General features: G+C 71.0%; 25 protein-coding genes. 12 read left to right on the top strand and 13 right to left on the bottom strand.

The genetic code is table 11. The features are described from left to right. Positions 1–2: 2 nt before the first annotated feature. Positions 3–1043, bottom strand: coding sequence for an agmatinase (gene speB, locus AB7I40_RS09175; RefSeq protein ID WP_428345663.1), 1041 nt, complete (start codon positions 1041–1043; stop codon positions 3–5). Between the two features lie 53 nt (positions 1044–1096). On the opposite strand from speB, the gene AB7I40_RS09170 reads away from it, so the two are divergent. Beyond that, positions 1097–2029, top strand: coding sequence for an oxidoreductase (locus AB7I40_RS09170; protein WP_428345662.1), 933 nt, complete (start codon positions 1097–1099; stop codon positions 2027–2029). Positions 2030–2100: 71 nt separating this feature from the next. After that, entirely contained in the window at positions 2101–4419 is a 2319-nt protein-coding gene (locus tag AB7I40_RS09165; protein WP_428345661.1) for a sortase domain-containing protein, read from the top strand. A gap of 4 nt (positions 4420–4423) precedes the next feature. On the opposite strand, the gene paaN is transcribed toward AB7I40_RS09165, so the two are convergent. Continuing rightward, on the bottom strand, positions 4424–6091 hold the full coding sequence (gene paaN, locus AB7I40_RS09160) for a phenylacetic acid degradation protein PaaN (RefSeq protein WP_428345660.1): 1668 nt from the start codon (positions 6089–6091) through the stop codon (positions 4424–4426). 70 nt (positions 6092–6161) lie between these two features. Here paaN and AB7I40_RS09155 point away from each other — a divergent pair, with 70 nt between their 5' ends. After that, positions 6162–6824: a hypothetical protein gene (locus tag AB7I40_RS09155; protein ID WP_428345659.1), complete on the top strand. Its 663-nt coding sequence runs from the start codon at positions 6162–6164 to the stop codon at positions 6822–6824. A gap of 6 nt (positions 6825–6830) precedes the next feature. Here the strand turns inward: AB7I40_RS09155 and AB7I40_RS09150 are convergent, their stop codons facing one another. Continuing rightward, complete coding sequence (locus AB7I40_RS09150; protein WP_428345658.1) at positions 6831–8276, bottom strand: serine/threonine-protein kinase; 1446 nt, start codon at positions 8274–8276, stop codon at positions 6831–6833. A gap of 41 nt (positions 8277–8317) precedes the next feature. On the opposite strand from AB7I40_RS09150, the gene AB7I40_RS09145 reads away from it, so the two are divergent. Genes AB7I40_RS09145 through AB7I40_RS09120 form a run of 6 tightly spaced genes read left to right on the top strand, consistent with a single transcriptional unit; the run spans position 8318 to position 13037 of the window. Further along, complete coding sequence (locus AB7I40_RS09145; RefSeq protein WP_428345657.1) at positions 8318–8893, top strand: RNA polymerase sigma factor; 576 nt, start codon at positions 8318–8320, stop codon at positions 8891–8893. After that, positions 8890–9372 carry a GNAT family N-acetyltransferase gene (locus AB7I40_RS09140; RefSeq protein WP_428345656.1) on the top strand — a complete coding sequence of 161 codons (483 nt, stop codon included), beginning with the start codon at positions 8890–8892 and terminating at the stop codon, positions 9370–9372. Before AB7I40_RS09145 ends, AB7I40_RS09140 begins: the two co-directional genes overlap by 4 nt. Further along, positions 9369–10883: a M1 family metallopeptidase gene (locus tag AB7I40_RS09135; protein ID WP_428345655.1), complete on the top strand. Its 1515-nt coding sequence runs from the start codon at positions 9369–9371 to the stop codon at positions 10881–10883. Before AB7I40_RS09140 ends, AB7I40_RS09135 begins: the two co-directional genes overlap by 4 nt. Next, positions 10880–11623 (top strand): SDR family NAD(P)-dependent oxidoreductase, encoded by a 744-nt coding sequence (locus AB7I40_RS09130; RefSeq protein ID WP_428345654.1) that lies wholly within the window; start codon positions 10880–10882, stop codon positions 11621–11623. Before AB7I40_RS09135 ends, AB7I40_RS09130 begins: the two co-directional genes overlap by 4 nt. A gap of 17 nt (positions 11624–11640) precedes the next feature. Continuing rightward, positions 11641–12060, top strand: a complete 420-nt coding sequence (locus AB7I40_RS09125; RefSeq protein ID WP_428345687.1) for a pilus assembly protein CpaE — start codon at positions 11641–11643, stop codon at positions 12058–12060. Further along, positions 12057–13037: an NAD-dependent epimerase/dehydratase family protein gene (locus tag AB7I40_RS09120; protein WP_428345653.1), complete on the top strand. Its 981-nt coding sequence runs from the start codon at positions 12057–12059 to the stop codon at positions 13035–13037. Before AB7I40_RS09125 ends, AB7I40_RS09120 begins: the two co-directional genes overlap by 4 nt. Here the strand turns inward: AB7I40_RS09120 and AB7I40_RS09115 are convergent. From AB7I40_RS09115 to pdhA, 6 genes are read right to left on the bottom strand one after another with little or no spacing between them, the layout of a single operon-like run. Continuing rightward, positions 13028–13963 (bottom strand): DivIVA domain-containing protein, encoded by a 936-nt coding sequence (locus AB7I40_RS09115; protein ID WP_428345652.1) that lies wholly within the window; start codon positions 13961–13963, stop codon positions 13028–13030. The two genes, AB7I40_RS09120 and AB7I40_RS09115, sit on opposite strands and share 10 nt — an antisense overlap. Further along, on the bottom strand, positions 13960–15390 hold the full coding sequence (locus AB7I40_RS09110; protein ID WP_428345651.1) for a hypothetical protein: 1431 nt from the start codon (positions 15388–15390) through the stop codon (positions 13960–13962). The genes AB7I40_RS09115 and AB7I40_RS09110 overlap by 4 nt, the downstream gene beginning before the upstream one ends. A 30-nt stretch (positions 15391–15420) precedes the next feature. Further along, on the bottom strand, positions 15421–16209 hold the full coding sequence (locus AB7I40_RS09105; RefSeq protein ID WP_428345650.1) for a YqjF family protein: 789 nt from the start codon (positions 16207–16209) through the stop codon (positions 15421–15423). 23 nt (positions 16210–16232) lie between these two features. Continuing rightward, on the bottom strand, positions 16233–17618 hold the full coding sequence (locus AB7I40_RS09100; protein ID WP_428345649.1) for a dihydrolipoamide acetyltransferase family protein: 1386 nt from the start codon (positions 17616–17618) through the stop codon (positions 16233–16235). Between the two features lie 12 nt (positions 17619–17630). Next, complete coding sequence (locus AB7I40_RS09095; protein ID WP_428345648.1) at positions 17631–18611, bottom strand: alpha-ketoacid dehydrogenase subunit beta; 981 nt, start codon at positions 18609–18611, stop codon at positions 17631–17633. Next, positions 18608–19780 (bottom strand): pyruvate dehydrogenase (acetyl-transferring) E1 component subunit alpha, encoded by a 1173-nt coding sequence (pdhA, locus tag AB7I40_RS09090; protein WP_428345647.1) that lies wholly within the window; start codon positions 19778–19780, stop codon positions 18608–18610. The genes AB7I40_RS09095 and pdhA overlap by 4 nt, the downstream gene beginning before the upstream one ends. A gap of 221 nt (positions 19781–20001) precedes the next feature. Between pdhA and AB7I40_RS09085 the strand changes: the two genes are divergently transcribed. Then, positions 20002–20451, top strand: a complete 450-nt coding sequence (locus tag AB7I40_RS09085; RefSeq protein WP_428345646.1) for an SRPBCC family protein — start codon at positions 20002–20004, stop codon at positions 20449–20451. A 2-nt stretch (positions 20452–20453) separates the two neighbouring features. After that, positions 20454–21149, top strand: a complete 696-nt coding sequence (locus AB7I40_RS09080) for a DNA alkylation repair protein (RefSeq protein ID WP_428345645.1) — start codon at positions 20454–20456, stop codon at positions 21147–21149. Between the two features lie 10 nt (positions 21150–21159). On the opposite strand, the gene AB7I40_RS09075 is transcribed toward AB7I40_RS09080, so the two are convergent. Continuing rightward, a complete protein-coding gene (locus AB7I40_RS09075; RefSeq protein ID WP_428345644.1) occupies positions 21160–22086 on the bottom strand; it encodes a cation diffusion facilitator family transporter in 927 nt (308 codons plus the stop codon). A 58-nt stretch (positions 22087–22144) separates the two neighbouring features. Here AB7I40_RS09075 and AB7I40_RS09070 point away from each other — a divergent pair, with 58 nt between their 5' ends. Further along, positions 22145–23089 (top strand): EamA family transporter, encoded by a 945-nt coding sequence (locus AB7I40_RS09070; RefSeq protein ID WP_428345643.1) that lies wholly within the window; start codon positions 22145–22147, stop codon positions 23087–23089. 1 nt (position 23090) lies between these two features. Here AB7I40_RS09070 and AB7I40_RS09065 read toward each other — a convergent pair whose 3' ends face one another. Genes AB7I40_RS09065 through AB7I40_RS09055 form a run of 3 tightly spaced genes read right to left on the bottom strand, consistent with a single transcriptional unit; the run spans position 23091 to position 25687 of the window. Then, entirely contained in the window at positions 23091–23996 is a 906-nt protein-coding gene (locus AB7I40_RS09065) for a glutathione S-transferase family protein (protein WP_428345642.1), read from the bottom strand. A gap of 37 nt (positions 23997–24033) precedes the next feature. After that, positions 24034–25101 carry a histidinol-phosphate transaminase gene (gene hisC / locus AB7I40_RS09060; RefSeq protein WP_428345641.1) on the bottom strand — a complete coding sequence of 356 codons (1068 nt, stop codon included), beginning with the start codon at positions 25099–25101 and terminating at the stop codon, positions 24034–24036. A gap of 25 nt (positions 25102–25126) precedes the next feature. Further along, positions 25127–25687 carry a VanZ family protein gene (locus AB7I40_RS09055; RefSeq protein WP_428345640.1) on the bottom strand — a complete coding sequence of 187 codons (561 nt, stop codon included), beginning with the start codon at positions 25685–25687 and terminating at the stop codon, positions 25127–25129. Positions 25688–25913 lie beyond the last annotated feature (226 nt).

The raw sequence follows: 25913 nt of genomic DNA, 5'->3' as shown, positions 1-25913 counted from the left end.
GCTCAGCCCATCTCCTCGCCCGGCAGCGGGCCACGGTCGGCCAGGAGCGGCAGGCTGGGGTCCCAGCTGGTGCCCTCGAGGGCATCACGACGGCGTCGGGCGATGGCCGAGAGCGACTCCAGGACGACGCGATTGCCCAACGCCGCGGTGATCTCCGCATGGTCGTACGGCGGGCTGACCTCCACCACGTCCACGCCGACCACGGGCAGCTCGAGGCAGATCCGGCGTACGGCGTCGAGGAGCTCGCGCGCCGTCAGGCCACCGGGCTCCGGAGTGCCCGTCCCCGGCGCGTGCCCCGGGTCGCACACGTCGATGTCGACCGACAGGAACACCCCGTCGCAGTCGTCCATGGCGATGCCGAACGCCTCGGTCAGGCAGACGCTGAGGCCGCGGTGCCCGATCTCGGTCATCTCGTAGGAGCGCATCTGCTTGCCGGCCATCCAGTCCAGCGTCTCCGGGGGCGGCCAGTAGCCACGCAACCCCATCTGCAGGAATCGGTCGCCTCGCAGGGCGCCCGACTCGATCAGCCGGCGCATGGGCTGGCCATGACCGTAGAGCGAGCCGAACTCGATGTCCCCGGTGTCGGCATGGGCGTCGAAGTGGATCATCGAGATCCGGCCGTGCCCGAACACGTTGGCCACCCCGGTCGCATCCGGCAGCGTGACGGAGTGGTCTCCGCCCAGGACCACCGGGATGGCGCCGGCCCGCGTCACCTTCTCGACCGCGACCTCGAGCGCCGGCAGCGCGACGTTGATGTCGCCGGAGTACATCTCGACGTCCCCCGCGTCGACCACCTTCAGGTCGACGAGGCCGTCGGTGCGCAGCGCCAGGCTGGGCCGCGAACCGTCGTGCGGCAGGTAGTCCCGCATCCGGATCGCCATCGGACCGAACCGGGCGCCGGAGCGGCCCGAGGTCCCGCCGTCGAACGGGGCCCCGATGATGACCACGTCGGCATCGGCGTACGACGCCGGGTCGTCGAGGTCGCACATGGGAACGCCCAGGAAGGTGAAGTCCGGACCGAACTGCTGGCCATAGCGGGTCATCCCCGGAGTCTCCCAGTGCGCCTGCCGATGTCAAGCAGTGACAAGGTGACGACATGAGCGCCGCCTGGACCCTGGACGACCTGCCCGACCAGACCGGCCGGACGGCGGTGGTCACGGGCGCCACCGGCGGCCTGGGCGAACAGGTGGCCCTCGAGCTGGCCAGGCGGGGTGCCACGGTCGTGCTCGCCGCCCGCAGCGAAGCCAGGCTCGAGGCCAGCAGGGCCCGCCTGGTCGCGCAGGTCCCCGGCGCCGACGTCCGTCTGCTGCGGGTGGACCTCAGCGACCTGGGTGAGGTACGCCGCGCTGCGGGCGAGGCCGCGGGCCTGGGAGCCGTGCACCTCCTGGTGAACAACGCGGGCGTGATGGCGACCGCGTCGACGCGCACCCCCGACGGGCTGGACCTTCAGATGGCGACGAACCACTTCGGGCACTTCCTCCTGACCGGGCTGTTGTTCCCCCAGCTCCTCGCCGGCTCCGGGCGCGTGGTCAGTGTCAGCTCCAACGCCCACCGTGCCGCCCGTCAGGCGCCCCTGGGCGACCCCCGGGTGCCCGAGCGGCGCTACTCCCGATGGGGCGTCTACGCGCAGAGCAAGCTCGCCAACCTGCTGTTCACCTACGAGCTAGAGCATCGCCTGAGGGCCGCTCGGCTGCCGGTGCAGGCGATGGCTGCCCACCCGGGTTACTCGGCCACCCACCTGCTCGCGACCGGCCAGACCGGTCGGGCGGCCGGAGGTGCGGCGTCCATCCTCAATGCGGTCATGCGCGCCACCGCGCAATCCGCCCACATGGGAGCACTGCCGATCCTCATGGCGGCCAGCGCCGACCTGCCCGGCGGCAGCTACTGCGGTCCCGGAGGGCTCCAGCAGTGGCGCGGGCTCCCCCAGCTCGTGACCAGCAGTGACCTGGCCCACGACCGCTCGGCCCAGGCGCGCCTGTGGGGGATCAGCGAGGACGTCACCCAGCTCCGCTACCCCAGAAGTTCGTAAGGACCGAACCCCCCTCTGCGTCCTACCCGGTGGACGACCGTCCGACACGAAGACCACCGGGGGAACACCACATGCTTGAGCATCATCCGCGCGCCACCGCACGACCGACCCGGCTGCTGGCCATCCTCACCAGCCTGCTGATGTCCGTCCTGGCGACGCTCTCCATCACCGCACCGGCTCGCGCCGACGTGATCGACGACGCCATCACCGGTGTCACCCTGCAGACCACCGGCGACGTCTGGGACGGCGAGACGCTCCGCTTCTCGTGCACCTGGCGGGTCCCGGTCGGGTCGCAGCCCGGCGACACCTTCACGCTGCAGCTGCCCGACGAGCTCAGGTGGCAGGGAGCAGCTTCGTTCCCGCTCCTGGCGCCCGACGGCGTCACGCCGGTGGCCCAGGGGGTGGTCTCGGCCGGAGGGCTGGTGACCTTCACCCTGACCGACTACATGCTGGCGCACCCGTCGGCCAGCGGCACGTGCTCCTTCACCACCATCTACCAGGCCACCGGGCCGGGAGAACACGAGCTCACCTTCGACACCGGCACGAGTGTCATCACGGTGCCCGTCACCGAGGGCGTGCAGTGCGAGGAGGACTGTGGGGTCAACCGGGCCACGAAGCGCGGGTGGTGGCTCGACCCGGCCAACCCGACCCGGATGCAGTTCGTGATCCTGGCTCCCGCAACCGCCGACACCGACGACAACACGATCGAGTTCATCGACCGTCCCAGCGCCGGCTACACCCTGGACTGCTCCTCGTTGTCCTCCGCCATCAGCGCCACCACCAACGCCAGCGGTGCCGTCACGGCGCCCTATGCCGGCCACTACGACGCGACCCGCACCCCGGCCTACCCAGCCGGCCAGCAGCTCGGCGCACCCACGGTCACCTGCACGACGACCAGCCTGAGCGTGATCTGGTCGCACGTCCCCCAGGGCTTCTACTCCGAGGTCCGGATCAAGGCCGACGTCACCGACCCGTCGCTCAAGGAATACACCAACACCGGGGTGGTGCGGATGAACGGCGTCGAGCAGTCCGACGGCTTCACGCTGATCAACCCGACCCCGACCGGCGACGGGCAGGGCCCCGACATCCACCTCGAGAAGTGGTCCACCAACGACGGCGGCCCGGCCACGACGGACGGCACGGACTTTCCCGGCGACTACGACGACGCTCCGGGAGCGGACCTGGTGGTGGGCCAGCCGACCCCGATCACCTTCACCATCACCAACACCGGCGACGAGCCGCTGAGGCAGGTCGAGGTCAGCGACGCCACCATCGCCGGACCGGCGATCACCGACATCTCCTGCGACTTCAGCGCCCTGGGTGGGCCGAGCAGCGGGACCACCTGGGTCGAGGGACCCTTCAACCCGGGCGACTCCTTCACGTGCACGGGGACGGTGCCGGCGATGGCGGCCGGCACCAGCCACTCCGATGACGCCACCGTCACCGGGATCGGGATCGCCACCGGCGCCCCTGTCACGAGTCACGACACCTGGCACGGTCACACGCCTCCGGCACCGGCCAAGGCCCGACCCAGCCTCACCACGCGGACCTCTGCCGCGGTGGCGGCTCCGGGCGTCACGCTGCGCGACCGGGTCACCGGCAGCGGCTACGGCACCTACACCGGCATCGGGCGGGCCACCCTCTACGGCCCGTTCAGCTCACCGAAGGCCGCCCGGTGCACGTCGGCCACGGCGGTCGGCACCGTCGAGTTCACTCCGCGCAACGGCACCGTCACCACGCCGGGGATCACCATCGCCGAGCCGGGTCACTACACCTGGGTGGCGCGCTCGAGCGCCGACGCCCATCACGTGGCAGCCACCCACCGGTGTGGGCTGGCCTCCGAGTCGACGTTGGTGCGCAAGCCCCCGATGCTGATCCCGCCGCTGGTCAACACCGGTTTCAGCGGCACGCTGGGCCGTCTGCTGGCCCGTCCGTCGGTGGCCCGTCCGTCGGTGGCCCGGGTGACCTTCCCTGGCGCCCGCCTCAACGCCCGGGTCTCTCCGACCGGCCTGGTGGGTCGTCGGATGTCCCTGCCGCGCACCACCCAGCGTCTGGTGATGCTCGATCGCACCGCCACGCCGGGAGACGCGATCGGCACCACGGTGATCGCCGGACACGTGAGCAACGAACACAACGTTCCGGGCGCGATGTGGGGGCTGCGCAAGGCCAAGGCGGGGCAGCTCATCGGCTACCGCGCCGGCGACGGCACGGTGCACCGCTACCGGGTGACCCACCGCAGGCTCTACACGCGCGGGCACCTCCCGCTGCGGGTCTTCTCCACCACCGGGGCGCCCCGTCTGGCACTCATCACCTGCGCCCGCATCAAGGTCCGCCCCGACGGCCACTTCCACTACACGAAGAACCTCGTGGTCTTCGCCAAACCGGTCTGAGGGCTCACACGTGGCGGCGCGACTGCACCCATCGGAACCGGCTGGCGACGTAGGCGGCATCGGTGTAGGACGCGTTGGCCGCCGGGTTGGCCCCGGTGCCGTGGAAGTCGGAGTAGGCAGCGGACTGGTTGACGAAGACGCCACCGGTGAGGTTCTCCGACAGGGCCACGCCCGCATCCAAGGCGGCGTCGCGCATGGAGGCGATGACGTCGGCGGAGGTCGAGTAGACCGCCGCCGTCATCGCCCCGCGCCGCTGCACGGTGTCGCGGAACAACGCCACAGAGGCTGCGGTGCCGTCGGTGGCGATGAGGTAGGCGACCGGCCCGAAGCACTCCTGTTCGTAGGTGTCGGCGTCGGCCGCCGTCAGCCCGACCAGCGTGGGGGTGCGCACCTCGGCGTCCGGGTAGGCCGGGTGGGTGATCGTCCGGCTCGCGACGAGGACCTCACCGTGGCTGGCGGCTGAGTCCAGCCGGCCGAGCACGGCTGGGTTCACCACAGCCCCCAGGAGCTCGACGGCGCGCGCGTCGTCACCGAGCAGTCGGTCGAGGGCTGCGCCGATCCCGGCCGCCACGTCGGCCGGCTGCTTGGTGCCCTGGTCGGTGGCGATGCCCTCGGCCGGCAGGAAGAGGTTCTGCGGAGCGGTGCACATCTGTCCGGTGTAGAGAGCGAACGAGAAGGCCAGGTTGGCGCACAGCCCGTCGAAGTCGTCGGTCGAGTCCAGCACGATCGTGTTGACCCCGGCCTTCTCGGTGAAGACCGTGGCCTGACGGGCGTTCAGCTCCAGCCAGTCACCGAACCCGTTGCCCCCGGTGAAGTCCACGAGCTTCACCCGGGGGTGCGTGGCCAGGGTGGCCGCCAGCCGGTCGGCGGGCTCCTCGGCGGCCAGCGTCACCAGGTCCGCGTCGAACCCGGCCTCGGTCAGCACCTCGCGACAGACCTGCACGGTGATGGCCAGCGGGAGGACGGCCGAGGGGTGCGGCTTGACGATCACCGGGTTGCCGGTGACCAGGGAGGCGAAGAGTCCCGGCCAGGAGTTCCAGGTGGGGAAGGTGTTGCAGCCGATCACCAGGGCCACCCCGCGGGGCACCGCGGTGAAGGTCTTCTCCATCCGCACCGGCTCGCCTCGCCCCGGCTTCTCCCAGATCGCCGAGGCGGGCACGCGGCCCATCTCCTCGTGCGCGTAGGCCACGGCCTCCAGGGCCCTGTCCAGGGCGTGGGCGCCACCGGCCTGGAACGCCATCACGAAGGCCTGGCCGCTGGTGTGCTGCACCGCGTTCGCCAGCTCGAAGATCCGGCTGTGCAGCCGATCGAGGATCTCGAGGCAGACACCCACCCGGGCCTGGGGACCCGCGTCGCGCCACGCCTTCAGCCCGGCGCCGGCCGCCTGCGTGAGTGCCTCGATGTCCTGGGCCCGCGGGTAGGCGATGCCCAGCTCGAACCCGAACGGGGACCGTTCGGTGGCCACGAGGCCGTTCGCACCTGGGGTGGCCAGCGGGAACTCGGTGTCGCGCCAGGCCTCGAAGGCGGCCTTGCCCTCCTGGGCCGCCTCCGCGCCGTACACCCGGGGAGAGGGGGACTCGTCGAAAGCGGCGAAGTGTCCTCGTGTCGCGATGGCGGCCACCGCGCTGTCGAGTCGATCACGGTGCTTGTCGTACATGGCCTCAGCAGTCATGCCTCCACCTTCCCCGCCGCTTGTGGCCCACGCAACTCCACGCGGGTCCCTGCGTCGATACCCTTGGACGATGCAACGGGGTGTGGAGGGCAAGGTGACGGTCATTCTGGCCGCCCTCGTCACCTGCGTCCTGCTCGGGGCGGTCGCCGGCTGGGCCCTGGTGACCCTCACCCGAACCGACCCGTCCCGGGCCGAGACCGCCCAGCCGCTCACTGCGTCCGGTCCGCGGTTGCCCACCCAGGCGCCGGAGGAGCCGTACGCCGATGACGTGGCCCTGCCCACGCTGCAGCCGAAGCTGGACTACCGCCCCATCAGGATCGGATCGGACGCCTATGCCTGGCGGGGCACCGTGCCGCGCGGGTGGCTCACCACGGTGATCGGACCCAACGAGAACACCTATGTGCCCCCGGACAGCGAGGGGGGAGGCTACGGTCTGCGCCTGGAGCTGGTGCTCGGTCAGCGCCTGTCCCCCCAGGCCCTGGTCGACCAGCGACTGGTCGCCTTCCGGTCGCTGTTCGAGGATGTGCACGTGCTCCTCAAGACCGCCGACACGATCAAGATGAGCTATCGGGACCCGCAGGCCAACTGGCTGCGCTTCAACACGTTCCGGTGGATCCCCGACGCCAACGGCACCGCCGCCGTCGAGGTGTCGGTCGCCGGACGCGAACAGGACCTGCCCGGCCTCGACGACCTGCTGGAGACCGTGTCGGCGAGCGTCCGTCCGGCGGACTGAGACGGCTCAGGACAGGCCGTGCACGCGGATGCCGTCGAGCACCCGGTTGGCCGTGGCGCTGTCGTCCGAACGCACCTGGACCCAGAGCCACCGGTTGTCGGTCACGCGCACCACCCGCTCGACGACCACCCCCGGGCAGCCGGTGTGCACCTCGGTCTCGGACCGCTCCCCGGCACCTCCGCGCACCCGTGGGCGCACGTCGTCGCACTCCGGGTGGCCGGGAAGCAGCTCGGGCAGGGCGGCACCGGGCATCAGGCCCGCGAACACCGCAGGACCGTCCTTCGGCGACCCGACCTGGACGGCCGGGTAGGAGATGCTCTGGCCCGGCGGTTGCCAGCCCCCGTCGGCGACGGTCGTGCGCCAGGATCGCGGCACCTCCAACGAGATCGACCCCTGGTCGTCGGAGACGGTCACATACGGGTCCTGGCGTTCGAGGTGGAGCCAGACGCCAGCGGCACCGAGGGCCGTCGCGAGGATCCCGGCCACCAGCACCGGCCAGCGCCGACTCCGACGATCGGGCGTCGATGGCGTCGGCTCGGTCGACGCCACCTGAGGCGCCGAGGGCCGCACCCCGACGGCCGTCAGTTCCGGGTCACGCAGGTCCCGCTCGGGCGCTGGAGGCAGCTCCTGGCCAGCCGCAGCGGCGGTGAGAGCCCCCACGAAGGAGTCGATGTCGGGCCACCGGTCCGCACGGTCGACCGAGAGGGCCCTGGCCACCACCGCCTCCAGAGCCGCAGGGTAGGGCCGGTTGGCCGTGCCCAGCGGCGGGGCCGGGGCCGGCTGAGCCGCCGCCGCCAGGCTGGCATGTGCGTACGGCGGCCGCCCGGTCAGCACCAGGTAGGTGAGCGCCCCCAGCGAGTACTGGTCGGCCCGGGCATCCAGCGCGTCCCCCCGGGCCTGCTCCGGCGCCGTGAACGAAGGGGTGCCCGCGATCATCGTGAGCCGCGAGGACATGTCGAGGGACTTGCCCAGGCCGAGGTCGCCCAGCATCGCGCGGACCTGGTCGACGCCTTGGGACTCGTCGGTGCGGAACAGGACGTTCTGCGGCTTCACGTCGCGGTGCAGCACCTCGCGGCGGTGCAGCGCACTCAGGCCGAGGCCGACCTGCCGGATGATGTCGATGCCCTGGTCAGCCGACAGCGGCCCCGCGGTGAGCCGGTCGGCGAGGGTGCCCTGGTCGGCGTACGTCATGACCAGGTAGGGGCGACCGTCCTCGAGCTCCCCGGCGTCGTGCACCCCGACCACGTGGGGCGAGTCGACCTTGCGCAGGAACCGGCCCTCCTCGACGAACCGGCGCCGGACCTGGGAGTCCTCGGTCCAGTTGTCGGCCAGCACCTTGATCGCGACCGGCGAGTCGAGCTGCTCGTCGTAGGCGAGCCACACCGTCGCGAACCCGCCCGAACCGATGCGTCGCCGAACGGCGTAACGGCCAAGACGCACGGGTAGGGACACCCCTGCATTATGTTGCAGAGGACGAAGGGGGAGACGACCGCATGACCGGCAACGAGCTGCAACCACCGACACCGGACGAGATCGACGCGCTTGCGCAGGCTGCCCGGGAGGGCGATGCGCAGGCCCTCGACGACGTGATCCGGCTGCTGCGACCGCGTGTGCTCAACATCTGTCGGGGGGTGCTGCCGTTCAATCCCGACGCGGAGGACGCGTGCCAGGAGGCCCTGATCAACATCGCTGCGAAGATCGGCAGCTTCCGGGGCACGAGCCGCTTCACGACGTGGGTCCACGCCGTGGCCGTGAACAGCGCGCGCTCCACCTACCGGCGTCTCAAGAACCAGGCGACCCCCCGAGGAGCCGGCGACGACCTCGGCCTGGAGCGTGCCGATCCCCAGACCACCAGCGTGATCGCAGGCACCCGGCTCGACCTCCTGGAGGCCATGGACATCCTCGAGCGTGAGCACCCGTCGTTCGTGACCCCGCTGCTGCTCCGCGATGTCTACGGCCTGTCCTACAACGAGATCGCCGCCGAGACCGGGGCTCCGTTGGGCACCGTGAAGTCCCAGGTCCATGACGGGAGACGGCTGGTGCGACCGCTGCTGAGGGTCAGCGAATGAACTCCGACCTGCACCTGCGCGCGGTCGAGCCGCGCGACCACGCGTTCGTCATCGAGCTCAACCGGCTGCACGTCGACCTCACGGCTCCGATGGAGGAGCCCCGGATGCTCGACCTCCTCGGCTGGTCCGAACGGGCCCTGGTCATCGAGGTCGACGACACGCCGGCCGGCTTCGTCTTCACGTTCGCCGCACACACCCCCTACGACTCCCCCAGCTATCGGGAGTTCTGCCGCCGCTTCGACGCGTTCACCTACCTCGACCGGATCGTCATCGACAGCGCCTTCCAGCGCCGGGGACTGGGGACAGCGGTCTACGACGACCTCGAGGCCAGCGCCGACACCCGCCTGGTCCTCGAGGTCAACATCGACCCACCCAACGAGCCTTCCCTGGCGTTCCACCGGGCCCGGGGCTACGTGGGGGTCGGTGAGTTCGGCCCCACCGACCACCGGGTGCTGCAGATGTCCAAGGAGCTCGGGTGATCCGCGGCCGCCTCGGCGTGCTCGTCGCGGTCCTGCTCGTGGTGGCCGCCGGCGTCGTCGCCGTCCGGCTGCTGTCCGGGGGCGACGCCCCACCCGCGGCGAGCTCGACGGACTCGGGCAACGACCAGAGGCCGAGCGGGCCGGCGCAGGGCACCGACGGCCCGGCGTACGACGCCGCGTTGACGCCGGCCCTGAGCGACCCGTTGGAGGACAGCTACTACCCCGACCAGGGCGACCCGGGCATCGACACCCTGCACTACGGCCTCGACCTGACCTGGGACCCCGAGGACACGGTGCTCACCGGCATCGCCACCGTCGACCTGCGCGCCACCACCGACGCCGTCGACTTCCAGCTCGACCTGCTCGAGGCCCTCTCGGTCTCGGAACTGACGGTGGACGGCAACCGGGTCGACTTCGACCAGGACGACGACCAGCTGGTCGTCGAGCAGGCGGTGCGCGCGGACCAGCGCTACACCGTCGTGATCTCCTACGCCGGCACGCCGGCACCGGTGCCGGCGCCCACCACCCGCTCGGACTTCAGCACCACCGGCCTCACGGTGACGCCCAGCGGCGAGATCTGGACCATGCAGGAGCCGTACGGTGCGTTCACGTGGTACCCGGTCAACGATCAGCCCTCCGACAAGGCGCTCTACGACTTCACCATCCGGGCGCCTCGGCAGTGGGTCGGGGTGGCCAACGGGGTGCTGCAGTCACGGCGCACCAACAGTGAGCACACCGTCACCCGCTGGCACCTCGACGCACCCGCGTCGTCGTACCTGACCACCCTGGCCGTCGGTGACTTCGTCCAGACAGAAGACCAGTCGGCCAGCGGCGTTCCCATCAGCTACTGGACGCCTCGCGGCGAGGGCGACATCCTGCGCGCGCTGCGGGTCACCCCGCAGGTGATGGCCTGGAACGAGGCCCGGCTCGGGCGCTACCCGTTCTCCTCCTTCGGCATCCTGGTGGTCGACTCGGAGTCGGGGATGGAGACCCAGACGATGATCACGCTCGGCGACACCGACTACACGCTGTCGGACGAGGTGATCCAGCACGAGCTGACCCACCAGTGGTACGGCGACCTCGTCTCGCCGACGGACTGGCGCGACGTGTGGATGAACGAGGGCATGACGATGTTCCTGCAGGGCGCCTACGAAGCCGACCGCGACGGCATCAGCATCGACCAGAAGCTGGCCATGTGGGCACCCTTCGAGAGTCAGCTGCGCGCGGAGTCGGGACCACCGGGCGCCTACGAGGCCGGGGAGTTCGGCGAGGGCAACATCTACTACGGACCGGCACTGATGTGGAACGCGCTGCGTCACCGCCTGGGCCCGCCGGCCTTCTGGGCCATGGTGCGCGCGTGGCCCCAGGTCCATGCCGAAGGCAACGCCACCCGCGAGCAGTACTTCGACTGGATCGAGAAGGAGACCGGCCAGGAGCTCACGTCCTTCTTCGACGACTGGATCATGGGCACCACCACTCCTCCCTACCCCGATGAGAAGAGACAGACATGACCCGCACCGCCGTCGTGACCGGAGCCAGCAGCGGCATCGGTGCCGCCACCGCCCGGCGCCTGGCGGCCGACGGGTTCACGGTGGTCCTCGCGGCCCGGCGCGAGGACCGGCTGGCCGAGCTCGCCGACGAGCTCGGCGCGACCTACGTCGTGTGTGACACCACCGATGCCACAGCGGTCGCCGAGCTGGCCACCGCGGTCGGAGACACCCTGGACGTGCTGGTCAACAACGCCGGAGGTGCCCTGGGAGCCGACCCGGTCGCCGAGGCGTCGGTGGCGGACTGGAAGACGATGTTCGACGTCAACGTCATCGGGACGCTCCAGGTCACCCAGGCATTGCTCCCGGCCCTCGTAGCAAGTGGCAACGGGCTCCTGCTCAACGTCACCTCCACGGCCGCCCACGAGGCCTACGTCGGCGGCAGCGGCTACACCGTCACCAAGGCGGGGGTCTCGGTGCTCACCCGCACCCTGCGCCAGGAGCTGCTGGGCCAACCGGTCCGGGTCACCGAGCTGGCCCCCGGCATGGTCGCCACCGAGGAGTTCGGCCTTCGTCGGTTCGGAGGCGACCAGGCGCGCCGCGACGCGACGTACGCCGGGGTGCCCGGTCCGTTGTCGGCGGCCGACGTGGCCGACACCGTGGGCTGGATCGCCAGCCTGCCCTGGCACGTCAACATCGATCTCCTCGTCCTCAAACCGCGCGACCAGGCCAGTCAGACCCAGATCAACCGCAGCCAGGGGTAGTCCACACTGGTGAGGTGATGAGCCTTGATCTCGCCCGCGCGCTCCACGCGTCGGGGGTACGGTGGACGCCGGCCAACGGAGACCGGTTCATGGTGCCGGACCGCGACCTGGACGAGGTGGTGTTCGTGCTCAGCGACATGGTGATCGAGATCCGCGAGACACCGACCGGGCCACTCCTGGCCTTCAACGGCACCACCGAGTGGGCCCTGGACAGCCTCGATGCCGACGCCGCGGTCTGGCTGCCCCGCGAGGACCAGTTGCGCGACCTGCTCGGAGACCGCTTCGGCTCCCTCGAGAGCCTGGGAGGTGGGAGTGTGCCGAGCGGCTTCGCCGTCAGCGTGACCGTGGCCGGGGAGACCCAGCGACACGTCGAGGTCGACGCCGAGGCGGCCTACGCGCGCGCCCTCCTGGCGGTGCTGGGAGAGGGGCAGGCATGAAGCTGCTGGTGCTCGGCGGCACGGTCTTCCTCTCGCGAGCGGTGGCCGAGGCCGGCCTCCGACGCGGCCACGAGGTCACCTGCGCGGCCCGGGGCACGTCCGGCTCGGTCCCGCCGGGTGCCCGGAGGTTGGTGGTCGATCGCCAGGACGACGACGGCACCGCGTTCGCGGGGGACTGGGACGCCGTCGTCGATGTCGCACGGCTTCCGTCCTGGGTGCGCAGGGCCGTCGGCGCGGTGCCGCACGCGCACTGGGTGTTCGTCTCGACCATCAACGTCTACGCCGACACCACGACGGTCGGGGCGACCCCGGCCACCCTCGGCCTGGTCGAGCCGGTGACGACCGACCAGGACCCTGCCTCGGGGTCCGAGGTGTACGGCGCCATGAAGGTGGCCTGCGAGCAGGCGGTGCAGGCCGGAGCCGCGTCCTCGATGGTGGTCCGACCGGGCCTGATCGTCGGTCCCGGGGACCCGACCGGCCGGTTCAGCTACTGGCCGGACCGACTCGCCGACGGCGGAGAGGTGCTGGCGCCCGGATCACCGGACGACCCCGTCCAGGTGATCGACGTGCGCGACCTCGCGGAGTGGATCGTCGAGAGCTGCGAGGAGCGGCGTACCGGCGTCTTCGACGGTGTCGGACCGGTGACGAGCCGCGCCGAGGCGCTGTCCGAAGTGGCAGCCGGGGTCGGGGCGGCGCCCGACCTGACGTGGGTGGACCAGGGGTTCCTCACCGGGCACGGCGTGGAGCCCTGGGCCGGCCCGGCGTCGCTGCCGTTGTGGCTCCCGCTGCCCGAGTACGACGGGCTGCTCGCCCACGACGCCGGCCCGTCCTGGGCAGCGGGGCTGCGGCCGCGGCCGCTGGCCGAGACGGCCCACGACACGCTGGCGTGGCTGCGCACCCACGGCGGCACCGTGACCGGGCTGAGCAGGGACGCCGAGGCCGACGTCCTGCGCGCCTGGCACGCGCGTCAGGACTGAGGCTCGCCCGCCTCGTCCACCTGGTCCTCCGAGGACGCCTCGGGCACCTCGGGCAGCGGGTCCACCGCGAACCCGGTGGCGGACCCTGAGAGCGTCTGCAGCATCTGGCGCACGTTGGACAGCTGGGCGTTGATGCTGTCGCGACGTTGCGAGGCGGCCGCGAGCTCGCGGTCGGAGTCGGCGCGGACCCGGTCGGCGGTGGCTCGGGCCTCACGAACGAGCGCGGCGGCGCGCCCCTCGGCCTCCTCCACGATCCGGCGGGCCTCGGCCTCAGCGGCGGCCTGCTGACGCTCGGCGGTCGCCTTGACCTCGTCGACGCGGGCGGCCATGGCGTCGAGCTGGGCCTGGGTGGCTGCCTGCTGCTCCTGGAACTCGGCGGTGGTGCGGTCCCGGCGCTCCGCGAGGGTGGTCTCGAAGTCGGACGCGGCCTTGGCGGCGTTGGCACGCTGCTGCTCGAAGATGGCCTCGGCCTCCTGACGACGGGCGGCGGCGTCGCGTTCGGCAGCATCGCGTTCGCCGTCGGCCGCGCGCTTGGCGTCGGTCACGATCCGGGTGGCCTCGGCGTCGGCGTCACGGCGGCGCTGATCGGCGTACTGGTCGGCCTCGTCCCGGATCACCAGGCTGGCCTGCTCGGACTCCTTGCGGTGCGTCTCCACCTCGGCGCGGACCTGGTCGCGCAGCTCGGTCGCCTCGGCTTCGGCGAGCGACAGGATCTGCCCGACCCGGGCCCCGAGATGCTCGAAGGACGCCGGCTGGCTCGACGCGGAACCGGCCTGCGACTCAGCGCTCTGGAGCCGGGACCGGAGGTCGTTGGCACCCTGCTCGGCGGTCGCGATCCTGGCCTCGAGCTCGGCGACCTTCCGGTCGACGTCGGCCGGGTCGTAACCCCGCATGACGACACGGAACTGGTGCTCGGGCTGGCTCATGTCTGCTCCTCATCGGGTTCTGCTGGTGTGGGGCGCAGCGACTCGGGCACGGCAAGGGCCTCGATCACTCCGGACAACTGGGTGAGCTCGCTGGTGATCTGCTCGCGGCGCGAGCGCAGGGCCGTGACCTCGGCGCGCGCCTCGTCGAGGACCCGGTGGGCCTCGCTGCGCAGCTCATCGGCCTCGGCCTGGGCCGTGGCCATGCGGGTCGCGGACTCCTCGCGGGAGCGGCGCAGGTGCTCGGCGGCCTCGGTCCGAAGCCGCACCACCTCGTCGGCGACATGGGCCCGCATGGCGCTCGCGCCCGCCTCGGCCTCGGCGCTGCGCCGCTCGGCGCGCTCGATCGTGCGGGCGGCCTGGCTCTCGGCCTCCTCGAGCAGGACCCGCCGCTCGGTATCGGCCAGCTCACGGCGCTCCATCGCGTCGAGGTCGGCCTGAGCAAGGGCAGCGGCGGCCTGGGCGTGCAGCTCGCCGGCGCGCTGCTCGGCTTCGGCCAACTCGGTGCGCAACCGGTCGTTGGTGCGGTTGACGACCCGCTGGATGCGGCGACGGACCTCGCCGAGGTGCCGCACGGCGTCCTCATGACCCGAGCTGCGGATCATCTGGGCCTCGGAGTCGGCCGCGGCCAGGAGCGACTCCACGGTTGTCTTGGTCCAGGCGGTCTCGGCGGCGGCGCGCTGCAGTTCGGCCTCGCTCTCGGCGCGGGCGGTCGCGATCAGGGACTCCGCCGTACGCCGGGCCTCGGCGACCGCGTCGCGAGCCTCCTCCTGGCGGACCATGATCTCCTTCTCGGCGTCGCGCCAGAGCTCTGCGACCTCGTTGCTGGCCACCTCGCGCATGGCCGCCGCGTCGGTGGTGGCAGCGGCCAGGTGCGAGTCGGCGTTGATCTGGGCGTGCTCGACGAGCGCGGCGGCGCGGGCGGCCGAGGTGGAGGTGGTGTTCGCCGCCTCCTGACGGGCCGCGTCGAGCAGGGACTCGGACTCCTGGTGGGCAGCCAGCCGGGCGGCCTCGGCTTCGGCTTGTTGGGCGGCGATCTGCGCCTGCCCCGCGGCGCGGCGCTCCTCGAGCTCGGTGTGGAGCTCCTCGAGCAGTCGGTCGCGCTGGGTCTCCGCTGAGCGCAGCAGCAGGGTGGACTGCTCACTGGCGTCGGCGACGATCGCGCGGGCCTCGCCGGCGGCGTCCGCGAGGACTCGTTCGGCGCGCTCCCGCATCCGCTCGGCCTCGGCGTGGTGGCCGGCCGCCTCGTCGCGGAGCCGACGGTTCTCGGCCTCGAGGCGTTGGGACTCGGCCGTGGCGCGCTCAGCCTCCGCCAGCGCTTCTCGGTGCAGCTGGTCGGCGATGTCCTGCGCCCGGCGCAGCAGGGCCGCCGCTGCGCCCTCGGCAGGCGTCGACTCAGCCCCTGTCGTGGGGTTCGTCGGCGCCGGCATACGGCAATTCTGGCAGGTCTGACCGTGAGGTCAACGCGGAATGTCCTGAATTGTCCAGCGGACGCGCCGGGCACTGCCCGGAAACCCGAACTCGGTGTGCACTCCGGGGCTGAAGGCCACGTGGTCGGGCGCACGCTCCTGTAGGTCCGGCAGGCCCACCGACGCCATCAGGCCGTCGCTGAACTCGACCAGCTCGGCGTTGTGCAGCGGCCAGGTCGGATGGGTGTTGGGGATGTAGAGGGTGCGGCCCAGCCAGCGGGTGTGCAGTCCCCAACGTGCCGACACGAACTCGTCGAGTGGGCTCGCGGCCCGCTCGGTGCCCACCCGCACGACCACGTGACTGCTCGCCGGGGCCGCGGTGCGCGACAGACGACGCAGCCGGGCGTCGTAGGTGTGCTCGGTGCTGCCGTTGCGCACCGTGCTGGAGTGACGCATCGAGGCCCAGCGGTAGGGCACGTTGAACGCGGCACGAGCGCCGGCCACCACCACCAGCCGGTCGATGTCGAGGCTGAGGAAGACCACGCCGCGTCGCCCGGTCGAGTCGACCGAGTAGAGCCGCACATTCGTCTCCAGGAACGACCCGAGCCACGGCGTACCGCGCCCCCTGAAGGGTGCCGCGTCGACCATCCGGAACGGGATCAGGCCGACATAGGTGACGCCTTCGAAGGTGTCGGGGCGCACGCCGGGCGGCATCAGGTGCGCCACCCGCTCAGGCGGCACGGCCCAGTGCAGGAAGGTCAGGTCACGCCAGTCCTGGTTCATCATCACCCGGCCAGCGAGTGGTGGGGCGACAGCACTGACCGGCTCGTCGATCGTCACCCCACCAGCATCGCTCGGTGACCCTAGAACAGCAGGGCGCTCGCCGGGTCCTCCAGGATGCCGGCCACGTCCGACAGGAACCGTGAACCCTTCTCACCGTCGATGTGACGGTGGTCGAAGCTCAGGGCGAGCGTGGTGACCTGGCGGACCACGATCTGGTCGTCCACCACCCACGGCTGCTTGCGGATCGCACCGAAGCACAGGATCGCGGACTCACCGGGGTTGATGATGGGGGTGCCCGCGTCGACGCCGAAGACCCCGACGTTGGTGATCGTGAACGTCCCGCCGCTCATCTCGGCCGGTTGGGTCCGGCCCTCGCGAGCAGTCGCCGTCAGCTCGTTGAGCGCCTGCGCCAGGTCGTGGAGGGACAGGTCCTGGGCGTCCTTGACGTTGGGCACGACCAGGCCACGCGGGGTGGCCGCGGCGATGCCGAGGTTGACGTAGTTCTTGAACACGACCTCCTGAGCGGCATCGTCCCAGAACGAGTTGATCTCCGGGGTGCGGCGCATCGCGAGCATGATGGCTCGGCTCAGCACCAGCAGCGGCGAGACCTTGACGTCGGAGAACTCGCGGCGCTTCTTGAGCCGGCCCACGAACTCCATCGTGGCGGTGACGTCGATGGTCACCCACTCGGTGACGTGCGGAGCCGTGAAGGCCGAGGAGACCATGGCACCAGCCATCATCTTGCGCACGCCCTTGACGGGTTCGCGGGTCTCGCGCTCCCCCAGGCTCGGCGTGGTCTCGACAGGCTCGAGCACCGACCCGTGTGCGCCCTCGACGTCGGCCCGGGTGACCGAGCCACCGGGGCCGGTCGGGGTCAGCGTCGCGAGGTCGACCCCGAGGTCCTTGGCGAGCTTGCGCACCGGCGGCTTCGCCAAGGCACGGAGCTCGGCCGGAGCAAGCGGTGTCGCGGTCGTCGCCGGGACAGCGGGCTCGTCGACCCCGGCCACCTCAGGCGACGGGCCGGGTTCGAACGAGCTCTGGACCTGCTGCTGGGTCGCGGCCACCCCCGGCGCGACGGCACTGCGGCGCGCCCGGCGTACGGCGCTGCGCTCGGCCTTGTTGCGACCCACCAGGCTCTCGCCCTCACCGCCGCCGGAGGCACGCGGGTTGGACAGGTCGATCTCCATCTCGGGCTCGGGGCTCGCGGCCGGCGCGGGCTCGGGCACCTCGTTGGGGTCTCCCACGGAGATGATCGGCGTGCCCACGTCGATCATCTCGCCTTCGGCCACCATCAGCGCGAGCACCGTGCCGGCGTACGGCGAGGGCAGCTCGACCAGGGACTTGGCCGTCTCGATCTCGACGATGATGTCGTTGATCTCGATGACGTCGCCGACCTTGACCTTCCAGGCCACGATCTCGGCCTCGGTGAGGCCCTCGCCCACATCGGGCAGTTTGAACTCAGACATCAGGACTCCTGCCTAGAAATCGAGGGATCGGTCGACGGCGTCGAGGACCCGGTCGAGGTCGGGCAGGAAGTCCTCCTCGATCCGCGACGGCGGATAGGGGGTGTCGAAGCCGCCGACCCTGAGCACCGGGGCCTCGAGGGAGTAGAAGCACTCCTCGGTGATCCGGGCCGAGACCTCCGAGCCCATGCCCAGGTTGACGTGCGCCTCGTGCACGATGACGGCTCGACCGGTGCGACGTACGGACTCGAAGACCGGGGCGAGATCCAGCGGCGAGAGCGTGCGCAGGTCGATGACCTCGAGCGACTTGCCCTCGCCCGCGGCCGCCTCGGCGGCCTTGAGGCAGGTCTTCACGGTCGGCCCGTAGGCCAGGACGGTGACATCGGTGCCGCGTCGGACGACCCGTGAGGTGAACAGGGGTGCCGCGGTGGCCTTGTCGTCCAGGTCGGCCTTGTCGGCGTGGTACTGCCGCTTGGGCTCGAGGAAGATCACCGGGTCGTCGCAGGCGATGGCCTGCTGGATCATCCAGTAGCCGTCGACCGGGTTGGAGCAGGCGACGACCTTGAGTCCGGGGGTGTGGGCGAACTGCGCCTCCGGAGACTCGCTGTGGTGCTCGACGGCGCCGATCCCGCCACCGAAGGGGATCCGGATGACCATCGGCATCGGCGACTTCCCCTTGCTGCGGAAGTGCATCTTCGCGACCTGGCACACGATCTGGTCGTAGGCCGGGTAGACGAAGCCGTCGAACTGGATCTCCACCACAGGGCGGTAGCCCCGCAGCGCGAGCCCGACGGCCGTTCCGACGATGCCGGACTCGGCGAGCGGTGAGTCGATCACCCGGTCCTCGCCGAAGTCCTTCTGCAGGCCGTCGGTGATCCGGAAGACGCCGCCGAGCTTGCCGACGTCCTCCCCCATCACCAGGACCTTGGGGTCGTCCTCCATGGCCTTGCGCAGGCCCATGTTGAGTCCCTTGGCAAGGGTGATCCGCTGGCTCATGACGCGCTCCCCTCGAACGACTCGAGATACGCGGCGTAGCCGTCGCGCTGCTGCACGAGCTCGTCGGTGATGTCGGCGTAGACGTGCTCGAAGATGCCGAGCGGGCTGGGGTCGGGCAGGGCCTTGCAACCCTCGCGGAGGCGGTGGCCCAGCGCGTCGGCCTCGTCCTGGACCCCGGCGAGGAAGTCGTCGTCGGCCAGGCCGTTGCGGGTCAGGTAGACCTTCACGCGCGCGATCGGGTCCTTGAGCTTCCAGTGCTCCACGTCGTCGCTGAGCCGGTAGCGGGTCGGGTCGTCGGTGGTGGTGTGCGCACCCATGCGATAGGTGTAGGCCTCCACGAACGTGGGGCCCTGGCCGTCACGGGCGCGCTGGAGAGCGGCCTTGGTCACGGCGTACGTCGCGAGCACGTCGTTGCCGTCGACCCGGACACCGGGGAACCCGAAACCGAGGGCACGCTGGTAGAGCGGGATCCGGGTCTGCCGCTCGATGGGCTCGGAGATGGCCCACTGGTTGTTCTGGCAGAAGAAGACCACCGGGGCGTTGTAGGAGGCGGCGAAGATGAAGGCCTCGTTGACGTCGCCCTGGCTGCTGGCCCCGTCGCCGAAGTGCGCGATGACGGCCGCGTCACGGTCGGGGTCGCCGGTGCCGACCGCACCGTCACGCTGGATGCCCATGGCGTAGCCGGTGGCGTGCAGCGCCTGCGCGCCGATCACGATCGTGTAGAGCCCGAAGTTGTTGTCGTTGGGGTTCCAGGCACCGTGGTCGATGCCGCGGAAGAGCCCCAGCAGGTCGAGTGGGTCGACACCGCGGCAGTAGGCGACGCCGTGCTCGCGGTAGGTGGGGAACACGTAGTCCTGAGGACGCAGGGCGCGGCCGGCGCCGATCTGGGCGGCCTCCTGGCCGAGCAGCTGCGCCCAGATGCCGAGCTCACCGTGGCGCTGGAGCGCGGTGGCCTCGGTGTCGATGCGGCGGGTCAGCACCATGTCGCGGTAGAAACCGCGGATGGTCTCCGCCTCGTCGACTCCGTCACCGGTGTCGAAGCTGAAGTCGGGGTGTTCGACGCGCTCACCCTCGGGAGTGAGGAGCTGGATCAGCTCCGGTCCCCCGTCTTGCTGCGAAGGACCGAAGACCTCGACGAGGTCGGGCCCGAAGTCGGACTGATGACTCACCTGCACTCCTTCGTGTCGCCCGGTGCGCGGGATCACCGCAGGTCCGGGTAGTTGCGTGTGCGCGGTCGTCGACGAAGGGGTGGTACGCCGTCCGACCAGCTGGCGGGCACACGATCCCCGTGTGATCGGGGACACATGCTCCGCTTCTGGACAACGTACCCGGCGGATCCGACCCGCCGCCAATCCGTGGCGGCCTCCGCGCCGCGGCTACTGTCTCGGCCATGAGCTCTCGCATCGTTTCGGCGTCCACCACGATCCTCGCTACGCCTGAGGTGGTCTTCGCGATCCTGGCCGACCCACGGCAGCACAGCAGGATCGACGGTTCGGGCTCCGTGCGCGCCCTCACCACCGGGCCCGAGCGACTCGAGCGCGGCTCGGAGTTCGGCATGGACATGAAGATGTATGGCGTGCCCTACAAGATCCGCAACCGGGTGGTGGAGTTCGAGGAGGGCAGGCTGATCGCATGGCGCCACTTCGGGGGGCACCGCTGGCGCTACGCGCTGTCGCCGGTCGAGGGCGGTACGTCGGTCACCGAGTCGTTCGACTACTCGATGTACAACGCCGTGGCCGCGAAGGTGCTCGAAGCCGCCGGCTACCCCGGCAAGAACCTGCGCGGCATCCAGGAGACGCTGGTGCGTCTCAAGGCGGCCGCTGAGAGTGACGCCGCATAGCGGTGAGCGCCCCCGACCACCAGTTCATCGATGACGTCACGGCGGCGCTGGCTTCGGCCGGCGACCCCGAACGGGCTGTCGCCCAGCAGCGCTACATGAAGTCGGCGATGCCCTACTACGGGATCACCTCGCCCCGGCTCAAGACCCTGCTGCGACCGATCCTGGCGGCCCACCCACCCAGTGACCGGGCCGCGTGGGAGGCCACGGTCCGGACCCTCTGGGACGACGCCAGCCACCGCGAGGAACGCTACGCCGCCATCGCCCTGGCTCGACACCGAGCCGCCCGGCCGTGGCTGGACCCTGATTCCCTGGACCTCTGGCGCCACCTCATCGTCACGGGCGCGTGGTGGGACCTCGTCGACGAGGTGGCCACCCACCTGGTCCGCGAGGTGCTCGCCTCGCACCGTGGGGCAGTCACCCCGGCGGTCCGGGCCTGGGCCTCGGACAGCGACCTCTGGCTGCGTCGAGCGGCGGTGATCTGTCAGGTCGGGCTCAAGGACCGCACGGACCTCGACCTCTTGCGCGCGAGCATCGACGCCAACCTCGACGACACGTCCTTCTGGTTGCGCAAGGCCATCGGGTGGGCGCTGCGCGACCAGGCGCGGACCGACCCCGACTGGGTGAGAGCCGAGGTGGACCGGCTCGGCGAACGGCTCTCCGGGCTGTCGCGTCGCGAGGCGCTCAAGCACCTGTCGTGACCCTCGCCCCTCAGTGCGGCTCGCCGAGATCCTCATGTTCTCGGTGGCTGACCGGCTCGACCTGGAAGGTGGCGTGCCGGACGTCGAAGTGCTCGGCGGTGCACGCCGACAGCCGGTCCAGGATCTCGCCCACGCCGAGCTGGTCGAGCACCTCGTCGGTCACCGTCACATGAGCCGACAGGCTGGGCATGCCGCTGGTGATCGTCCATGCGTGCAGGTCATGGACATCGACGACGCCCGTCATCTCCAGCAGGTGCTGACGCACGTCCTCGAGGTCGAGACCGGCCGGCGCCACCTCGAGCAGGATGGCAGCCGAGTCGCGCAGCAACGACAGCGCCCGCGGCAGGATGAGCACGGCGATCACCAGGGACGCGATCGGGTCTGCTCGCTGGAAGCCGGTCGAGGCGATCACCAGGCCGGCCACCACGGCGAGCACCGAGCCCACTAGGTCGGCGAACACCTCCGTCGCGGCACCACGCAGGTTCAGCGAACCCGTCTCCGAGCGGTTCAGCACCGTCAGCGACACCCCGTTGGCCACCAGGCCGACCAGGGCGAACGCCACCATCGGAGCCGCATCGACCGTGCCGGGATCCAGCAGGCGGCGTACCCCGGCCACGGCGAGGAAGGCGCACACGCCCAGCAGGACGAGTGCGTTGATCGCGGCAGCGAGAATCTCTGCCCGGTGCCAACCGAACGTCGAGCGGTCCGTGGCCGGCCGGGTCGCCAGGTACGACGCTGCGAGCGCGAGCACGATCGCCCCGGCATCGGTGGCCATGTGCCCGGCGTCGGCCAGCAGCGCGAGGGAGCCCGCGACGTAGGCACCCACCAGTTCGACGACCAGCACGACCGCGGTGACCACGAGCACCCAGCGCAGCCGGGCCCGGTCCTGGGCCCTGCCTCCGGCGTGACCGCCCGCGTGGCCGTGATCGTGTCCCATGCCGTCAGCCTAGGAGGGTGGCTCGACGTCCGGGCGAGGCGTCCAGCACGATGGACCCGTGCCCGCCCCCGTCGTGACCACGCGCCCGGCGGCGGCCCTCGGCCTGGTGATGACCGCGCTCGTCGTGGTCTACCTCGTCTGGGGATCCACCTACCTGGCGATCCGCGTGGTCGTCGAGGACGCACCCCCTTTGCTGGGGATGGGCAGCCGCTACGCCACCGCCGCGGTGCTCCTGGGTCTCCTGCTGTCGCTGCGTGGCGGGCTGCGCCGCCTCCTGGTCACCCGACGTCAGCTGGCCGGCTGCGCGTTCCTGGGCCTGATGCTCCCGGTGTTGGGCAACGGGATGGTGTCGGTCGGCGAGAACCTGGGCGCACCCTCAGGCATCACGGCACTGCTCATCGCCATCGCGCCCCTGATGATCACCCTCTTCCGCTTCGCCGCCGGTGACCGTCCGCGACTGCTCAGCCTCGTCGGCGTGCTCCTGGGCCTGGCCGGCCTCGGCTACCTCGTCCTGGCCGGCCGCGGTGCCAGCGAACCGGTCCCGCTCCTGGCGGCCGGGATCGTGCTGCTGGCCAGCACCTGCTGGGCCTTCGGGTCGTGGGTGCAGCCGCGACTGCCGCTGCCGGCGGACGCGTTCGTGATGACCGTGCACGAGATGTGGACCGGTGGACTGATGCTGCTCGCTCTGGGGCTGGCCTCGGGAGAGCGACCCGACCTCGCGTCGTACGGCGCCCGCACCTGGCTGGCCTGGGGCTACCTGGTCGTCTTCGGATCCATGCTCGCCTTCACGGCGTACGTCTGGCTGCTGTCCAACGCCCCGATCTCGCTGGTGGCCACCTATGCCTACGTCAACCCCGTGGTCGCGGTGCTCCTCGGCGCCCTGATCCTCGACGAGCCGGTGACCTCGGCGGTGCTCGTCGGCGGAGGGATCATCGTGGCCGCGGTCGCCATCGTGATCTCGGTGGAGCGCCCCCGTCGCCCGGCTCCGCTCGAGGACCGGTGAGTCAGAGCGCCTCGCGCCCGTGGGCGCTGAGCCACACCGCCGGATCCGGACCCCGCGGCACGATCCCCGACGGGTTGATGCCGGAGTGCACCACGTAGTAGTGCGTCTTGATCTGGTCGAAGTCGGTGGTGTCCCCGAAGCCGGGGGTCTGGAACAGGTCTCGTGCATAGGCCCACAGCACCGGCATCTCGGTGAGCTTGTTGCGGTTGCACTTGAAGTGGCCGTGGTAGACCGCGTCGAACCGGGCCAGGGTCGTGAACAGGCGGACGTCGGCCTCGGTGATGCTCGGACCCATGAGGTAGCGCCGATCGGCCAGCCGCTCCTCCAGCCAGTCCATCGCCGCCCACAGCCGGTCGTAGGCCTCGTCGTACGCCGCCTGTGTGCCGGCGAAGCCGCACCGGTAGACCCCGTTGTTGACCTCGGTGAACACTCGCTGCATGACCGCGTCCATCTCGTCGCGGACCTCGGCAGGCCACAGGTCGGGGGCATCGGGGCGGTGGTACTGCTGCCACTCGAAGAACAGGTCGTGGGTGATCCACGGGAAGTCGTTGGTGACCACCTGTCCGCTCGAGATCTCCACGACGGCCGGCACGGTGATCCCGCGGGGATAGTCGGGGAAACGGGCGAAGTAGGCCTGCTGCAGTCGCTCGATGCCCAGGACGGGGTCCACCCCACCCGGATCGAGATCGAACGTCCAGCTCCGGGAGTCGTGGACCGGGCCGCAGAGGCCCAGGGACACGACGTCCTCCAGCCCCAGCAGGGAACGCACGATGATCGCCCGGGTGGCCCACGGGCATGCCTTGGCAGCGATCAGCCGATAGCGACCCGGTTCGACGGGCCAGCGGTCGCCGTCACGGGTGATCCGGTCAGGGATGTAGTCCATGTCTCGGTCAAAACCATTGCTCATTCAACTACCTTAGGCGGCGAGCGCCGAGATCCACGGTTCAGCGGAAGCGGGCAGCGACGTCGATGAAACGGGTATTGGCCTCCGACTCACCGATCGAGACCCGCACCCCCTCGCCGGCGAAGGGCCGCACGACAACTCCGGCCGCCTCCGCGGCCGCAGCGAAGTCGAGCGTGGCATCACCCAGCGCCAGCCAGACGAAGTTGCCCTGCGCATCGGGGACCGTCCAGCCGGCCGAGCGCAGCGACCCGAGCACGCGGTCCCGCTCCTCGACGAGGGCCTCGACCCGCCGGAGCAGCTCGGCCTCGGCGGCCAGTGAGGCGATCGCCGCGGCCTGGGCGATCGCGGAGACCCCGAAGGGCAGCGAGACCGCGCGCAGGGCGCCCGCGATCGGCGCGGGCGCCACGGCATAGCCCACTCGGAGACCAGCCAGGCCGTAGGCCTTGGAGAAGGTGCGCGTCAGCACGACGTTGTCGTGGCCGCGGTAGGTGGCGACCCCGTCGACGGGATCTGCCATCCGCACGAACTCCACATACGCCTCATCGACGACCACGACCACGTGGGAGGGCACGGCCTCGAGGAACGTGTCCAGGGCGGACTGCGTGATCGAGGGCCCGGTGGGGTTGTTCGGGGTGCACACCAGCACGACCTTGGTGCGGTCGGTGACGGCTGCCGCCATGGCGGCGAGATCATGCTCACCCGTGGCGAGGAGCGGGACCCGGATCGACACCGCACCCGCAGCGGTCACCGCGATCGGGTAGGCCTCGAACGATCGCCAGGCGTGGACCACCTCGTCCCCGGGATCGCAGAAGGCCTGGACGAGCTGGTAGATCAGGCCGACCGACCCGGTGGCCACGGACAGGTCGGTGACCGGGCAGTCGAGCCGGGCGCCCAGGGCCGCGTAGAGCTCGGCGCACGCCATGTCGGGATAGCGGTTCATGCTCCCGGCGGCCGCCACGGCGGCGTCAAGGACCCCGGGCAGCGGCGGGTAGGGGTTCTCGTTCGACGACAGCTTGAAGCTGACGTGTCCGGGGCGCTGGGCCGGCGGCTTGCCCGGCACGTACGTCGGGATCCGGAGCACGTTGTCACGGGGTCGGGGGGCGCTCATGCGCCCACCTAATCACGACCCGGCATCATCGCGCGGGCCGCCGATGGCGCCACGGTCGCAACACCAGCGCCAGGACCAGGCCGACCACGAAGCCCAGCAGCGCACCGGTCACGTTGTCCACCACGTCGGTGACGTCACAGGCCCGGTCGATGCGGGCCAGCTCCAGCTGCACCCACTCGATGGCCGCCGAGTACGCCGCCAGGGCGAGGATGCCCAGCGGGGCGAGCAGCCAGCCGACGTGCCACCGGGACACGACGAGCACCAGCAGGGCTCCCGCCGGCACGAAGAGCACCGTGTTGAGCAGTCGCTGGCCACCGTCGAAGACCCAGAAGCCCTCGGGCGCGGGACCGCCGAGGTCCCACGAACAGGTCGGCAACCGACCCTCGGCGGGAACCACCCCGGGCGCCCCGTTGGCCGGGACCAGCGTGACCAGGGCGATCACGACCAGCCACCAGAGGAGCCCCCACCAGGCCATCGTCGCGACCCACCCGAGGCGGCGCCGCGTGACCAGCGCTGCCAGAGCGCACACCAGGAAGGCTCCGGCAGCACCCGCGAGCATCACGCCAATTCCGCCGACCGGGACCACTCAAGGAGGCTATCGACCCGGCCCCAGCGAGCTGTCCGAGGCCACCCGAGGCCGCGGGATAGTCCACGAGGGGACGGGTAGTGCTTACGGGCCATTTCCCATCATGGGGTGGTTCTGGGGCGCATCCCTAGTACCGCTGATCGCAGCGAACCGGGAGGATTGGCACAGCCGGTCCTTGGCGGGGGAGTCACTGCGTGTGACAGCTTTTGCGCTTGCCCCGTTGAGT

The organism is Nocardioides sp., from assembly GCF_050246775.1.
GTDB lineage: Bacteria > Actinomycetota > Actinomycetes > Propionibacteriales > Nocardioidaceae > Nocardioides.
This window is presented reverse-complemented; position numbering and strand designations above follow the sequence as displayed.